The sequence below is a fragment of the Enterocloster bolteae genome, from assembly GCF_002234575.2.
GTDB classification, from domain to species: domain Bacteria; phylum Bacillota; class Clostridia; order Lachnospirales; family Lachnospiraceae; genus Enterocloster; species Enterocloster bolteae.
This window is the reverse complement of sequence record NZ_CP022464.2, coordinates 298,254-314,165: the sequence shown is the minus strand read 5'-3', so window position 1 is coordinate 314,165 and position 15,912 is coordinate 298,254. Positions and strand designations below refer to the sequence as shown.

Below are 15,912 nucleotides of genomic sequence, written 5' to 3'. Positions count from 1 at the left end.
TTCACACCCGATTTCCTTGACCTTCCTCTCTATACATGGTAAAATGAAATTGGTTCAAATTTTTAAACCAAAGGAGGAAACGGCAGATGACAACTGCCCAGGAACTGCAGAAACGTTTTCATGCCTGTATGCCGCTGTTCATTGCCCTGGGCGATGAGATGCGTCTGTCCATCATAGAGGTACTGACAGAGGAAGCCCTTGACAGAAGGCAGACGCCCGGCCCCATCCATTTCGAGCAATACGGCCTCAATGTAAATGAAATTACCCGGCGGACCAGCCTTTCCCGTCCGGCCATATCCCATCACCTTAAAATATTAAAGGATGCGGGTATTGTGGGTGTACGCCAGGAAGGCACGGCCAACTATTATTATCTCACCCTGAGGGAATCCAACCGCCGGCTGATGGAGCTGGGATACAGACTGGAAGAATTCCTGTACTGACAGTCAGCATTAAAATTTAATTCTGCCGGCCCACATGCATAAGATGCCATTTTCCAGATATACTATTTCTATCAATATCTGGGAGATGAAGCATATGTTTGACATCATGAAAGCAGTCAGGGAGACTGCTGCCGCCAGGTCCGCTGTGACCAGGGCGCGGCGCCCCAGACCTGAACTCATCCGCCTGCGCGTGGAAATCGAACGCACAAAATGTGCCATCGAAGCCGCCAGGAACCACTTTGAGCAGGCCGTGGACCCTACCCTGATAGACTGCTATATCTACGAACTGAACGCGGCACAGCTGCGCTACCAGTTCCTGCTGCGTAAATTTAAAAGCCAGGAGGATTAGTACTTACAGTACTATCCCCCTCCGGGCACTGTAACATATGACTACATAAAGATTGCGAGGAAAACAACATGAGCACCTGGTATGAGCGGGGAGTGTTCTATCACATGTATCCCCTGGGGATGACTGGAGCCCCCAAACACAATGATGCAACCGAAGTAACCAACCGTTTTGAAGAATTAGACAAGTGGATTTCCCACATCCGGTCCCTAGGCGCAAACGCCATCTACATAGGCCCGCTTTTTGAATCCACCAGCCATGGATACGATACCAGGGATTATAAACTGGTGGACCGGCGTCTGGGCGATAACGGTTCTTTCAGAAAATTTGTGGACCAATGCCACCAGGAGGGCATAAAGGTTGTTGTGGACGGTGTGTTCAATCACACAGGACGTGAGTTTTTTGCCTTTAAGGACATACAGGAAAAGCGCTGGGATTCCCCTTATAAGGACTGGTATAAGGGAGTGAACTTCGACTGGCAGAGCCCCTGCGGCGATTCCTTTGGATATGAAGCCTGGCAGGGACACTTTGAACTGCCCTGCCTGAACCTCTTTAACCCGGATGTGAGGTCCTATCTCTTTGATGTCATCCGGTTTTGGATTGACGAGTTTGACATTGACGGAATACGCCTGGACTGCGCCAATGTGCTGGACTTTAACTTCATGAAGGAAATGCGCAGCCAGACAGAGGCCATGAAGGAAGATTTCTGGCTTATGGGTGAGGTGATACACGGGGACTACAGCCGCTGGGTTAACAATGAGATGCTTCACTCCGTCACTAATTACGAACTTCACAAAAGCCTTTACTCCGGCTTCAATGACCACAACTTCTTTGAGATTGCCCACAACGTAAGACGGCTGGAGGCCATCGGACGCCAGCTTTACACCTTTGTGGACAATCATGACGAGGATAGGATTGCCACAAAGCTTAAGCTCAGGGAGCACCTGTTCCCCATATACATCTGCCTCTTCACTCTGCCCGGAATTCCATCCATCTATTACGGCGGCGAATGGGGCGTTGAGGGAAAGCGCACCAACACCAGCGATGAAGCGCTGCGTCCCGCCATCTCCATAGAGCAGGAAGGTGAACTTCACTGCGAACTTACAGACCTGATTGCACAGCTGGGACAGATTCACAGCCAGCAGGAGCCGCTTCACACGGGCCGTTACCAGGAACTGCTGCTGACCAACCGCCAGTATGCATTTGCCAGACACGGTGAAGACTCTGTCATCATCACCGCGGTAAACAATGACGATGAGCCGGCCGAACTGGCCATCCCTGTTCCGCTTCAGGCCGGCGAGGCAGTCAATCTTCTGGAACCCGCAGACCGCCTCCCCATTTCAGACGGGAAGGTCCACATAAAACTAAAGGGCAACTGGGGAGCTGTCCTGAAACTCAAGGGAGAGAACTGATATGGTAGCTAAAAAACGCACTGCAGCATCTTCAAAGAAAAAGGCTTCTGCCACAGGTTTCATATCTGATCTGGACTGCTATCTGTTCGGGGCAGGCACACATTATGATATTTACCAGAAATTAGGGGCACATCCCAAGACATACAAGGGAAAGGAAGGTATCTACTTCGCCGTCTGGGCCCCCCACGCAAAAGAGGTCCATCTGGTAGGCGATTTTAACAACTGGAATCCGGAGGCCAGCCCCATGGAACGTATCTCCGAATCCGGTATCTGGGAGATTTTCAATCCGGGCATGAAGCTGGGAGAGCTCTATAAATTCGCCATTACCACCCAGTCCGGCAAGATTCTCTACAAGGCAGATCCCTTTGCCTTCAGCGCGGAATACCGTCCGGGTACAGCCTCTGTCACAGCCGATATCCAGGGCTTTTCCTGGACTGACAGCTCTTGGATCGAAAAGAGGACCCAGGCAGATGTACAGAAGCTGCCCATGAGCATTTACGAAGTGCATCTGGGTTCCTGGCGTAAACGGGACAGGCCTGAAAAGGACGGCTTTTATACATACACAGAGGCAGCCCATGAGCTGGCAGCTTATGTAAAAGAGATGGGCTATACCCATGTGGAGCTGATGGGCATTGCAGAACATCCATTTGACGGTTCCTGGGGATATCAGGTGACGGGATACTTTGCCCCCACCTCCCGCTATGGCACACCGGAACAGTTCATGTATTTCGTAAACTACCTGCATAAAAACGGCATAGGCGTCATACTGGACTGGGTTCCGGCCCACTTTCCCAAGGATGCCCATGGCCTGGCTGACTTTGACGGAGAACCCCTTTTTGAATATGCGGACCCCAGGAAGGGCGAACATCCGGACTGGGGCACCAAGGTATTTGATTACGGTAAAAATGAGGTCAAGGACTTCCTCATCAGCAATGCGCTCTACTGGGTGGAACAGTACCACGTGGACGGCCTCAGGGTGGACGCGGTGGCATCCATGCTGTACCTGGACTACGGACGCCAGGAAGGCCAGTGGGTCCCCAACAAAGACGGAGGCAACCAGAACCTGGAAGCCATCGAGTTCTTTAAGCACCTGAACACAGTAGTCCAGGGGCGCAACCACGGTGCTCTTGTCATTGCCGAGGAATCCACCGCGTGGCCAAAGGTGACGGAGCATCCCGAACAGGACGGGCTGGGCTTTACCTTCAAGTGGAACATGGGATGGATGCATGACTTCCTGGAGTACATGAAGTTAGACCCCTATTTCCGCAAATATAACCATCACCGCATGACCTTCGGACTTACCTACTTTACAAGTGAGAACTATATCCTGGTCCTTTCCCACGATGAGGTGGTTCACCTGAAATGCTCCATGATTAACAAGATGCCCGGCCTGGGCAGGGACAAGTTCTCCAATCTGAAGGCCGGTTACACCTTCATGATGGGCCATCCCGGCAAGAAGCTCCTGTTCATGGGACAGGATTTCGGCCAGCTCCATGAATGGGATGAAAAGGTTTCCCTGGACTGGTACCTCACAGACGAGGATGACCACAGGGAGCTTCAGAACTATGTAAAGGACCTGCTCCATCTGTACAAAAAGTATCCTTCCCTTTACCGCCAGGACAATGACTGGAATGGTTTCCAGTGGATTAATGCCAATGACGGCGACAGAAGTATCTTCAGCTTCATCCGCCGGGATGAGACAGGTAAGAAAAACCTGATGTTCATTATAAACTTTACTCCGGTGGAGAGACCCGATTACCGTGTAGGTGTCCCAAAGCGCGGCAGGTACACCCTGCTCCTGGATAACCACGGAGCTTATAAGGCAGCAGAAGCTCCCTGTTTCTCATCCTCTAAAAGCGAATGCGACGGACAGCCCTATTCCTTCTCCTATCCTCTTCCTGGATACGGAACTGCAATCTTCCGTTTTTAAGAAATGTTATTAAGAAATATGTACTTTTTAATGCCTAAAAGTACGTTAAAAATTTATCAAATTGGGTATGTACTTTTCAGTCATGTTGTAGTAGAATAAAGGCAGTGCGATGGATTACCTGTCGCAGCACCGTTTATAATGTGTGGAAGGAGAGTATAGTTATGGCAAAACAATTAATTTCCAGTAGCGAAACAAAATCCGTTTACCGTGACGGAAGCACTGCCATCAAGGAATTCTGCGAAGGCTTCCCAAAAGCCGAGGTCCTGAATGAAGCCCTGTGCAACGCACGTGTGGAAACCATTGAAGTCCTGAATGTTCCTAAGGTTCTGGGGGTATCTGTAATTGATGGCAAATGGTCTATTACCAGGGAATTTGTGGAGGGCAAGACCCTTCAGCAGCTGATGGAAGAAAATCCCGACAAGACAGGGGAGTATCTGGAGCAGATGGTTGATTTACACCTGTTGATTTTTGCCCAGGCCTGCCCACTGTTAAACAAGCTGAAGGAAAAGACCATCCGCGCCCTTAAATCCGAGGAACAGCTGGATGAAAACCTGCGCTATGAGCTGCTTACAAGGCTGGACGGCATGCCAAAGCACACCAAACTGTGCCACGGAGATTTCTGCCCATCTAATATCATCGTAGGCGACGACGGCAAATGGTATCTGGTTGACTGGGTACATGCTTCCCAGGGCAACGCAAGTGCCGATGTAGCCAGAACCTATCTGCTTCTGAGCCTGAAGGATAAGAAGATAGCTGATATGTACATGGATCTGTTCTGTGATAAAACGGGCACAGAAAAGCGTTATGTACAGGGCTGGCTCCCCATCGTGGCAGCTGCCCAGCTGGCTTACAAACGTCCTGATGAAAAGGAACTGCTGGAAAGCTGGATTAACGTATTTGATTATCAGTAAAATCCGCCTGCACATGGAAAAAGGAGGCGCCGGAAGATATCTTCCGGCGCCTTTTTTCCAAAATCTTCATGGTTATAATGACCAATAAACAAGATTTATTCCACAATATTTTCAAATATTTTACAATTTGTTCGTGAAATATTTATCATAATCCTTCTATCAAATTCCATTTTTTTCCTAAAATTATATTTCTTCCTCGAAGCCAAAATCCTGAGATATGTCTCCGGGTTCCCCAGACGTTTTGTCCGCCTTAAACTCAACTCTCTTTACCGGGAATGACACAACAGCCTTAAACAGATCCCCGTCTATAACCACCTGGAACTCACCGCCCTGAAGCTGGGTCAAATCCTTGGATATGGATAATCCCAGACCGCTTCCCTCCGTGGCCCTGGACACATCTCCCCTGACAAAGCGCTCGGTCAGCTCATCCGGACTGATATTCAGTGATGATTCGGAAACATTCTTGATTGTAAATATGGCCTTGCCGTCCTCGTCCAGCACATCCACATAGACCCGGCTGTGCTCCATTGCATACTTCACTGCATTGGTATAGAGATTTTCCAGGACACGCCACAGGCGGCGTCCGTCAGCCTGAATGATAAGCACCTCATCCGGTATGTTGGAAACCAGCTCCAGCCTGCGCATGGCAAACCGCTCCTCAAACTCACCGTTGGTCTGCTGTACCAGCTCTACCAGGTCAATATCCGATATATCTAACTTCATATTGCCTGAACTGGCCTTGGATGCCTCCACCAGGTCCTCTGTCAGAGTCTTAAGGCGCTGAGACTTCTGGTCCAGCACTTCCAGGTATGCGGCAATCTTGGGATCCTGTATTTTCTCCCGTTTCAGAAGGTCCACATAATTGATAATGGACGTAAGAGGAGTCTTGATGTCATGGGATACATTTGTTATCAGGCTTGCCTTCAGCCGCTCGCTCTTAACCTGCTCCTGAATAGCTGAATCCAGACCGCTGCTGATATTATTGAGATGCTCTGCCATGTCCCGCTCCTTGCCTGACAGGCGGGAGGTATCAATCTGATAGCTGGTATCCCCCTGGGAGATAGTGCTGACAGCCATGTCCAGCACATCCCTCTGCACTGATTTTTTAAACAGCTGATGGTATATCCATCCATCCAGTCCCAGGTACAGCACCACGAATACATAGAACATAATCTGGTAGCTTATCCTGTTCTCCTTATAGAAAAAGAGGAAAATCAGTCCCCACAGCATACCTGCGTTAAATCCTAAAAACAACAGGTAGCAGAACCCGGTGCCCACTGCATAGCTGACTCTACCCACATAGTCCTTTGAAGCTTCCAAAGCCCTTTTTGCGAGGCTGTTGCTCCACAAGGTCCTGGCCTTATACCTGCGCAGCAAATCAAAGCCGCACAATACAACGCTCCCGTACACAATGACCAGTTTAATCATCTTATTCCAGTAATTCCATTGTTCATTGGGAGCAAACAGGCTGAACAGCCGGATACCCACATACCTTCCTATGTAGATAAACACCGCTGTGGCCGCCGCCCAGAGAATCAGGCATAGTTCCGTGTGAATCTCGTCAATAGGGAACAGGCGTATTTCCGTGCTTCCGTCCGTGGTGTGGCCTGACATAAGCATCAGCATGGCCAGTGTAACCACACATCCAAGGCCTCCCAGGATAACGCTTCCCATGCCCAGAATAAACTCGTTTCTGGCTTCCTTATATGCCTTTGCCTCTATGGAATACGCATCCGTATTTGGGTAGCTGGTGTCCACGGACAGGACCATGTAATTCTTATCGTTTTTATAGGGATTCCATATCTCCAGAAGCGTGGCCGCATTGGCAGGAACCGTGGCCATGTTGGTCTCCATACGGATGGTATTTCCCGGCACAAAGAGGTATTTCCCGGTGCCTATTATGTCCTCCATGGTCTTATCCGGCACATTGGTGGATACCTTTGTAACCCCCTTGTTGCTTGTGTACTGGATACGGAAATTCAGGTTGGTGTCGTTCTCTATGTAATTATAATATATGGTGTAATATTCACTCAGATGGACCAGTATATCAAGGGCCAGATCCTCCATGGTCATCCTTGGAGCATCTCCTGCATCCGCATCCACAAAATCCGGATTATAGCTCTGGAAATCCACGGTTATCTCTTCCTCGTCATCGTCCATGGAAATAGGCGACCCGGCCAATTGGAAATTCTCATCCAGATAATATCCCCTGGTCTTGATGTAGCGCACAATCCGGTCCAGAGTCCACTCCGTCCCCTGCTCCCCCGGTCCATTGCTGACCCTTACAATGACCTTGTGCATATCCAGCTTTCCGTCAGTCTCAAACATATCCTTATAACCCACATAGGTAAATATGCGGTCGATATCCTCTGTCAGCTGTTTGTCAAACTGAGGAGAATCCTCGTATGCATCCTCATATATCCACTTTACACCTTTTCCGTAATTGGAATTAAGGTACATGGCACTGATCCCGAATACGGACATAGACACAAAAATAATATGGAACAGGGTCAGGAACAGTTTCCTCCGTCTGAACTTCCTCTTTTCATCTGTCATGCAACCACCTACTGCTTTTCTATCTTATAGCCTACGCCCCATACCACCTTCAGGTACTTTGGCTCCCTTGGGTTAATCTCTATCTTTTCACGGATATGGCGGATGTGCACGGCCACTGTATTATCCGCGCCAATGGCCTCCTCATTCCATATCTGCTCATAAATCTCATCAATGGAAAATACTTTTCCCGCATTCTTCACCAGCAGCAGCAGAATATTGTACTCGATGGGCGTCAGCTTGATGGCATCGCCATCCACGGTCACCTCTTTGTTGTCATCATTAATCTGAAGGCCGCCGCACTTATAAATCTGTCCGTCCGCCTGCTGGTTTAGGTTTCCCAACTGGGTATAACGGCGCATCTGGGACTTGACCCTGGCCACCAGCTCCAGAGGATTAAAGGGCTTTGTAATGTAATCGTCTGCCCCAATGTTAAGTCCCAGAATCTTATCTGCATCCTCGGACTTGGCGGAGAGGATGATGATGGGTATACTGCTGTTCTCCCTGACCTTCAGGGTGGTGCGGATGCCGTCCAGTCCCGGCATCATCACATCCACAATCAATAAATCCACTTCATTTTTATCCAGATACTCCAGCGCCTCATAGCCGTCATAAGCTTTGATTACCTTAAACCCTTCTCCTGTCAAATAGATATCAATGGCCTCCACAATCTGCTTGTCATCATCACATACCAGTATGGTCTGCATCACCAAACGCCCTCCTTTTCATATTCCAGTACCTTTATGTTTGTTAGAAAATCCTCCATGCACAGATAAAGTTGTTGGCCCACCACTGGCTCAGGCTTCTGTGCACCACCCGTCCGTTACTGGAAGAAGCGTCAATCACCGTGCCTCCTCCTGCCGCGATACCTACATGGCCCCTTACCACCACGATATCACCGGCCTGGATGTCATTAAAGTTTGTAATCTTCGTGTAACGGCCCACATTCCTCCAGCCCGAAGAAGTCAGGTAGCTCTGGTTTACGCCCACCTGGTTGAGACACCAGTATATGAAACCGGAACAGTCAAAGGAGTTCGGTCCTTTTGCTCCCCATACATACGGTGACCCGAGTTTGGATGAGGCAACCGATATAAGTGCGGATGCGCCTCCGCTTGCCGGTATGCTCACAGGCGGCGTGGTATTGCCGGAAGGCTTGCCCGTATTGCCGGAACCGCCGTTATTTCCTGTATTGCCGCTGTTTCCTGAATTGTTAGGTCTTGTGGTGGTGCCGGAACCGCTGGAATTAGCCGCCGGACGCCTTACATTGTCGCCGGTCAGCTTGGCCATGGTCTGAACGCCTACCAGACCGTCAGAGGTCAGTCCGTTGCGTGACTGGAAGTTCCTGACAGCGTTCTCCGTGGCTTCACCGTAATATCCGGTCACGTTGCCGGAAACCAGATAACCGTGTTTGTTAAGAAGCTGCTGCACCTTGGTAACCGCGTCGCCGCGCTCACCCAGCATCAGGCCATTGGCCCTGGCGTCCGGGCTGTTTAAAGCAATTCTGGTGGATGGTCCCAGATAGCCGTCCACCACCTGGTCGTTTCTGGCCTGGAACTGCTTCACAGCCACTACCGTGTCCTCACCGTAAGCCCCGTCCGGGGTAGTGGTCAGATATCCCAATTCCTTAAGACGCTCCTGGCAGGCCAGGACCACATCGCTCTTCTCACCGTAAGAAAGGAAATTAGGTTTAATCTCATCGCTGTACAGCAGGTTGATGGTCCTCTGTCCCACCTTTCCATCCTGCTCCAGTCCATTGACCTCCTGGAGCTTTAACACGGCTGCCTCCGTGGAATCACCGAAGTTGCCTGTGACCAAATCAGCGGTTGCCAGGTATCCCAGCTCATAAAGACGCTGCTGGATGCGCTCAATATCATCACCCTGAGTTCCCTTGGAAACCGCATAATACTTGGCATCCGGAGACATAATGGCATCCCAGGTAACATTGCCCACAATACCGTCTGTAGGCAGCTCATTCTGCCTCTGGAAATGCTTGACTGCCTGCTGGGTCATCTCTCCGAAATAATCCGTGGGCTCATCATTGTCCATGAACCCCAGGTCCATGAGACGCTGCTGCAGTCTCTTGATGATCTCATGGCGCACCCCAATTCTCAGGTACTCAGGTGCCGGCTCCGCGTCCGGCAGGTTAATATCGTTCAGTCCCGGCAGCACCTGCCCGTTCAGGCCCAGCTGGGCAATGGTCTCAGGCACAGCCTGTATAACATTGACCTCTGAAGGCGTGGCATCCCCCACCTCTGATGTGGATTTCTTGGTGCAGCCGCCCAGGACAGAGCTGAGGGTCAGCACGCCTACGGCTGCCGTATATGTAACATATTTTCTGTATTTTGAATTCATGAAGAACTTATCCTTCCTGCTTCTTCTTATGTCAAAAAGCTCAAATCAAATTCATTCTAACACATTTCTTAAGGAATAGCGATACAAAAATTAAGGTCGTAAGAAAATTGAAAGTACTATAAAATAACCATTCCCTGTTTATAAAAAAATGGAAAAACAACAGAAAAAGACACCTGCACCATGGTGTTAATCCACTGGTGCAGGTGCCGTCTCCTGCTGTATCTGCAATTACTTTCCATCCCTGAGCTTTTTTCCGCTTCGCCCAAATCTGCGCCGCTTAAAAAAGGGAACCTTGGCCGCTGCCGCCTCTGCCTGTCCGCCCTTCTGGTAGCTTCTGAGCGTCTCGTCCAGCTGGCGGAACCGTTCCTCCTCCTTCTGGTCCGAAGCCTGGAACAAAAACTCCAGTTCCTTGCCCATCTTCTCATTGACCAGACAGCTGATATCCTGGCTCAGTTTTTCATTGTTCACTTCCAGGGCACGTCCAATAATCAGGTTCATGATCTGCTGAAACTGTTCCATCTTCTCTTCCATGGCGACCACGGACACACCATCGCCCTTCACAGTGCTGAGGGACGTTGCGCTGTCTTCCTCTTTAAATTCCTTAAGCGCCGCGCTCATGTCGCGCTCCAGGATTTCATCGGACAGCTCTCCCTGGGCCTTACCGTCCTTTTTCAGGACCTGGTTCAGCGCATGCTTGATTGCCTTCAGCTGATACCCCTTCTCCTTCAGGTTCTTGACCTGCTTGAACAGGCGGATATGTAAATCCGTATAGTACCGGTGCCCCATCTCGTTACGGGGAATATCAAGTTCCAGCTCCTCTTCCCAGTACCTTAATACATGGGCCTCCACATCGACCTTTTTGGACGCATCCGATATCAGATAATGTACTTCATCCATAGCCATTCTCTCCTTCACAAGTTAACAGGCATGTCCTGCCTTACTATTAGTGTATGCATTGAGAATGGATATTATGACATCCTAGAAAAATTTTTATGCGTCCTGTCCGCCGCCCTGAGGTCTGGCAGCATTCACAAACTTGGTGTACTCCGGTTTCCATATCAATGTAACGGTTCCAATGGGGCCGTTACGCTGTTTGGCTATGATTACCTCTGCCTCGTTGGGATGCTCCGTATCCTTATTATAATAATCATCACGGTACAGGAACATAACCACGTCCGCATCCTGCTCAATGGCCCCTGACTCACGAAGGTCAGAGAGCATGGGCCTGTGGTCCTGTCTGGTCTCACAGGCGCGGGACAGCTGTGACAGGGCAATGACAGGGGCATGAAGTTCCCTGGCAAGAGCCTTCAGGGAACGGGAGATATCGGAAATCTCCTGCTGGCGGTTATCGCCTCCGCCCTTCTTGCTGCCGCTCATGAGCTGCAGGTAGTCGATAATTACAACGCTGAGTCCATACTCCAGCTTCATCTTCCTGCACTTGGATCGCAGCTCTGATATGGATATACCGGGGGTGTCATCAATTATCAGCTTGGAATTTCCTATGACGCCGATACCCTCCACCACCGCATCCCAGTCAGAATCCGTCAGGGAGCCGGTACGCAGCTTCTGGGAATCCACATTGGACTCCATGGAAAGCATACGGTTCACCAGCTGCTCCTTGGACATCTCCAGGCTGAACACCATACAGGGCAGGCTCTTGCGCACCGCCACATAGTCCACCACGTTCAGGACAAAGGCCGTCTTACCCATGGAAGGACGGGCTGCTATCAGAATGAAATCCGAAGGCTGAAAACCTGAAAGCTTATAATCCAGGTCAATAAAACCGGAAGGTATACCCGTGACCGTTCCCTGGTTCTTATAGGCATCCTCAATCTTCTCCAGCACGTTGATGGCCACCTGCTTGATGGGCACGAAATCCTGTCCCCCGCGGTTTTGCAGCAGGTTAAAAACGGATTTCTCCGTGTCTGCCAATATGTTCTCCAGGGGCTCCTTTCCGGCGTAACAGGTATTGGCAATCTCCTCCGTGGTTTTAATCAGCCTTCGCAGCACTGCCTTCTCCCCGACAATGGTGGCATAGGACCTTACATTGGCAGACGTAGGCACCATGGTCACGATATCCCGTACAAAATCCAGGCTGCTAACCTCAGGAGGCACATCCTTTTCCTTCAGACGGTCCTGGAGGGTTACCAGGTCCACGGGCTTGCCTTCATTGAACAGCTCTACCATGGCGTCAAACATGATTCCGTACTGCTGCTGGTAAAAATCACTTCCCGTCACAATCTCCGATGCGGCAATCACTGCCTCCCTGTCCATGAGCATGGAACCGATGACTGACTGTTCCGCCTCCAGACTGTGGGGAAGCACCCGCTTAATCAGGGCTTCTTCCATATTACTCGTCTCCTGTATCTGAATCTATGAGACCCGCCTGTTGAGGCGGGTCCTGTGTCTGCGCTATGATTTTATGCTTCCACTACCTTGACAGCCAGTCTGGCAGTCACATCCTTATGGAGCTTAACAGGCACCTCGAAGCTGCCAATGGACTTGATGGGATCGCTCAGCATAATCTTTTTCTTGTCAATATCAATTCCCAGCTGGTCCCCAATGGCCTTGGCGATTTCCTTGGAGGACACGGAGCCGAAGGCTCTTCCGCCCTCTCCCGCCTTGATGGTCAGAGTCACGGAGGAATCATCCAGCTTTGCTCCCAGCTCCTTTGCTGCCGCCAGCTGCTCTGCCGCAATCCTGTCGTCATTGGCCTTCTTAAGCTTTAAATCATTCAGATTCTTGGAATTGGCTTCCACCCCAAGCTTCTTGGGCAGAATAAAATTTCTGGCATAGCCGTCATTTACATTCACAATCTGACCTTTTTTTCCTAATGCCTTCACATCTTCCAGTAATACTACCTGCATGTCTCATACTTCCTTTCTGATTCTGTGTCTATATGCATCCCTTATCAGGATACCTCGCCTTCCTCCATCATCTGGCGGATGACGTCTTTTAACCGTTCCTTTGCCTCTTCCACGGTTACACCCTGCATCTGGGCGCCTGCTATGGTACGGTGTCCGCCGCCTCCCAGCTTCTCCATCATGACCTGGACATTAACCTCGTCAATGGATCTGGCGCTGAAATAAATGGTTCCGTTATAATCCGTAAGCACCACTGAAGCCTTCATGCCGCGGATTTCCAGAAGCTCGTTGGCCGCCTGGGCACCGATGATGGTGGGACTCTCCAGCCCTTCGGCCGAGCACTCACTGATGGCAAAGGCATCCATAAACACCTCCGCCTTCCTGACCGCGTCCGCCTTTGCCTGGTAGTCCTTCATGTTCTCCCTGAAAAGCTTACGCACTCTGGTGATATCAGCTCCGCTTCTTCTTAAAAATGCCGCTGCCTCAAATGTCCTGACACCCGTCTGATTGGTAAAGTTCTGGGTGTCGATGACAATACCGGCATACATGGCATCCGCCTCAGCAGATTTGATTTTAATACCGTCTGCAATATACTGCAATACCTCCGCCACCATCTCACAGGTAGACGAGGCATACGGCTCCACATAGGAAAGCACTGCGTTATCTATGATTTCGCTGCTGGTCCTGTGATGGTCTAAAACCACAACCGTCTTCACCATCTCCAAAAGAGCCGGTTCATCCGTAATGCTGGGCCGGTTCACATCCACGATAACCAGCATGGTCCCCTGGTCCACCAGCTCGGCCGCTTTCGGACCCGTGAGCAGCATATCCTCAGGATATTCAGCATTTCCCGTAAAGCGCTCCATCATAGGACGCACCGAAGAAGTCACCTCGTTGACCACGATATTGGCCTTCTTGTTCATGGACATGGCAATACGGTATATGCCCACTGCCGCGCCAAAGGAATCAATGTCTGCCAGACGGTGTCCCATAATAAGGAGCCGGTCCTTGTTCTCCATCAGCTCCCTGAGGGCATGGGCCTTTACCCTGGCCTTCACCCTGGTTGTCTTCTCCATCTGCTGGGCCTTGCCGCCATAATACTGAATCTTATCAGAATCCTTGACCACTGCCTGGTCGCCGCCCCGTCCCAGGGCCATGTCAATGGACGTCCTGGCATATTCATAATTCTGGCTGTAGCTGTCACCGTTCATACCGATACCGATACTTAAGGTCACTGCCATGTCGTTGCCTATGTTCACTGTCTTTACATCCTCCAGGATGGAAAAACGTTCTTCCTGTATCCTGGCCATGTACTGCTGCTTGATGGCGAAGAAATATTTGTCCTTCTCAATCTTTTTTACAATACCGTTCATGCCGGAGATATACTTGCTTATCTTACGGTCTATGAGGGCGGTCAAAAGGGAGCGCCGGACCTCCTCCACGCTTTCCAGGGCCTCGTCATAGTTATCCAGGTAAATCAGGCCCGCCACCAGCTTCTGGTCATTAATCTGCTGCATGTACTTAAGGGTCTGGGTCTCATCCAGCAGATAGACGGCCGTAACAGATGAGCCCTGGCCTTCAAGCCCCCCTGCGGTCACTGCCGCGTCAAGACTGTCAACCATAACCTGTTTTAAGTCAATCCGGAACTTCCTGTCTCCCAGGCTGCTGTGAATACTCACAACCTCCCCGCCGGTAGCCAGCATTTCCTTTGTAATCTCAGGAAACACGGCTGTAATGTTCTTATATGAATTCTTGTCTTCTTCCAGGATTGCCGTAAACTCCCGGTTCATCCACAACAGATGTCCGGATCCGTCTGTCACCGCATAGGGCATCAGCATCTCTTCCAGCAGGTTCTGCCTGCTCTGGTCATAAGCGGACGAAAACGCGATGAGCCCGGCCAGTATGCCTCTTTTTCTTGAAAAATACAGCCACAGGGCAATCCCTATATAGACAATGGTAAAGACCGATACTATAATGCCGGCTTTAACAGATACCGCTGCCACAACAGCAGTCAGTACGATTAAAAGGACCGACAAAAAGAGCGGCCACTGCAGGTAGACCTTAAAAATCCCCCGCGTCCTTCCTTTATCTCTCATAGTCTGCCTCCATTCGTATCCGAAAATCAGAATACGCCTATCTTAGTCAGTATATCATATCCGGCCCCATTCGTCCATAAAAATGAGTTTTTGCCAGCAATGTGCCAGTACTATGCCAGCAATTTCCCCTGAGCCCAGGACATAATCTGTGTAAAAGGAAGTAAAAAGAGGACAAAAAGATGAACATTGTAACGCTTTTTGTTGATAAACAGTTATGTCTATGATAGAATCTATGCTGTATTGCATGAACATACCAAGGAGGATATACGTATGAAACAGCGCAACATCGTAGTATGTATCCTGCTGAGCCTGGTTACCTGCGGAATTTACGGCATCTATTGGATGATCGTACTGAACGACGAAACCAACGCGCTCTCCGGCAGGCAGGGTACAAGCGGAGGACTGGTTTTCCTGTTCTCACTGATTACATGCGGGATTTATGCCCTGTACTGGATGTACCAGATGGGCAATGCCGTTGAGATGCTCCATGACCAGCACGGAGAGCCAAGGGGAAGCGCACCGGTGGTCTATCTGCTTCTCAGCCTGTTCGGACTGGGCATCGTGGCTTACGCCCTGCTTCAGAATGAGCTGAACAAGTATCTCCCTAATGCATAAACGTATTCAGACACTATGCATAAAAACAGGCGGGCTCCTGGGAGCCGGCCTGTTTTATGCATTTATCTGTATTCTGGCGGGACGTCCCCTGATTCCCTGCCTGTTTCATACGGTTACCGGGCTGTACTGTCCGGGCTGCGGCGTAAGCCGGATGTGCCTGTCCCTTCTCCGTCTGGATTTTGCATCTGCCTTTCAGGCAAATGCAGCCATCTTTCTTCTGCTGCCTCCGGGACTGTTCATGGCTGTCTGGATGGCCGTGCGGTATGTAAGGACCGGAAGCACACGCCTTACACGGGTTCAGGCCTGTGTTTTCTATGTAATGATTGGGGTGCTGCTTGTGTTTGGGGTGCTGCGGAATCTGCCTGGGTTTGGGTGGCTGCGGCCTTGAACTCT

Annotated in this window: 14 protein-coding genes; 7 read left to right on the top strand and 7 right to left on the bottom strand. The window is 50.3% G+C overall.

The genetic code is table 11. From position 1 onward, the window contains the following. The first annotated feature begins 86 nt into the window (after positions 1-86). The 5 genes from CGC65_RS01575 to CGC65_RS01555 all read left to right on the top strand — a co-directional run bounded on the left by CGC65_RS01575 (position 87) and on the right by CGC65_RS01555 (position 5,039). Complete coding sequence (locus CGC65_RS01575; protein ID WP_002566373.1) at positions 87-440, top strand: ArsR/SmtB family transcription factor; 354 nt, start codon at positions 87-89, stop codon at positions 438-440. A 94-nt stretch (positions 441-534) separates the two neighbouring features. After that, positions 535-789 (top strand): YaaL family protein, encoded by a 255-nt coding sequence (locus CGC65_RS01570; protein WP_002566374.1) that lies wholly within the window; start codon positions 535-537, stop codon positions 787-789. 68 nt (positions 790-857) lie between these two features. Further along, positions 858-2,198 carry an alpha-amylase family glycosyl hydrolase gene (locus CGC65_RS01565; protein WP_002566375.1) on the top strand — a complete coding sequence of 447 codons (1,341 nt, stop codon included), beginning with the start codon at positions 858-860 and terminating at the stop codon, positions 2,196-2,198. Position 2,199: 1 nt separating this feature from the next. Continuing rightward, positions 2,200-4,128: a 1,4-alpha-glucan branching protein GlgB gene (gene glgB, locus CGC65_RS01560; protein WP_002566376.1), complete on the top strand. Its 1,929-nt coding sequence runs from the start codon at positions 2,200-2,202 to the stop codon at positions 4,126-4,128. 161 nt (positions 4,129-4,289) lie between these two features. Further along, the gene (locus CGC65_RS01555; RefSeq protein ID WP_002566377.1) at positions 4,290-5,039 is read left to right on the top strand and encodes a phosphotransferase family protein; all 750 of its coding nucleotides are present in this window, start codon (positions 4,290-4,292) and stop codon (positions 5,037-5,039) included. A gap of 183 nt (positions 5,040-5,222) precedes the next feature. Here the strand turns inward: CGC65_RS01555 and CGC65_RS01550 are convergent, their stop codons facing one another. The 7 genes from CGC65_RS01550 to CGC65_RS01520 all read right to left on the bottom strand — a co-directional run bounded on the left by CGC65_RS01550 (position 5,223) and on the right by CGC65_RS01520 (position 14,904). Further along, complete coding sequence (locus CGC65_RS01550) at positions 5,223-7,595, bottom strand: sensor histidine kinase (protein ID WP_002566378.1); 2,373 nt, start codon at positions 7,593-7,595, stop codon at positions 5,223-5,225. Between the two features lie 8 nt (positions 7,596-7,603). Beyond that, entirely contained in the window at positions 7,604-8,299 is a 696-nt protein-coding gene (locus CGC65_RS01545) for a response regulator transcription factor (RefSeq protein WP_002566379.1), read from the bottom strand. 43 nt (positions 8,300-8,342) lie between these two features. After that, positions 8,343-9,944 (bottom strand): C40 family peptidase, encoded by a 1,602-nt coding sequence (locus CGC65_RS01540; protein WP_002566380.1) that lies wholly within the window; start codon positions 9,942-9,944, stop codon positions 8,343-8,345. A gap of 228 nt (positions 9,945-10,172) precedes the next feature. Further along, positions 10,173-10,841, bottom strand: coding sequence for a MerR family transcriptional regulator (locus tag CGC65_RS01535; RefSeq protein ID WP_002566381.1), 669 nt, complete (start codon positions 10,839-10,841; stop codon positions 10,173-10,175). Positions 10,842-10,934: 93 nt separating this feature from the next. Beyond that, positions 10,935-12,293 carry a replicative DNA helicase gene (dnaB, locus tag CGC65_RS01530; RefSeq protein WP_002566382.1) on the bottom strand — a complete coding sequence of 453 codons (1,359 nt, stop codon included), beginning with the start codon at positions 12,291-12,293 and terminating at the stop codon, positions 10,935-10,937. Positions 12,294-12,364: 71 nt separating this feature from the next. Next, on the bottom strand, positions 12,365-12,811 hold the full coding sequence (gene rplI / locus CGC65_RS01525) for a 50S ribosomal protein L9 (RefSeq protein WP_002566383.1): 447 nt from the start codon (positions 12,809-12,811) through the stop codon (positions 12,365-12,367). 44 nt (positions 12,812-12,855) lie between these two features. Further along, on the bottom strand, positions 12,856-14,904 hold the full coding sequence (locus tag CGC65_RS01520; protein ID WP_002566384.1) for a DHH family phosphoesterase: 2,049 nt from the start codon (positions 14,902-14,904) through the stop codon (positions 12,856-12,858). Between the two features lie 270 nt (positions 14,905-15,174). Between CGC65_RS01520 and CGC65_RS01515 the strand changes: the two genes are divergently transcribed. Then, entirely contained in the window at positions 15,175-15,519 is a 345-nt protein-coding gene (locus tag CGC65_RS01515; RefSeq protein ID WP_002566385.1) for a DUF4234 domain-containing protein, read from the top strand. Next, complete coding sequence (locus CGC65_RS01510) at positions 15,512-15,907, top strand: DUF2752 domain-containing protein (RefSeq protein WP_002566386.1); 396 nt, start codon at positions 15,512-15,514, stop codon at positions 15,905-15,907. The genes CGC65_RS01515 and CGC65_RS01510 overlap by 8 nt, the downstream gene beginning before the upstream one ends. Positions 15,908-15,912: the final 5 nt, after the last annotated feature.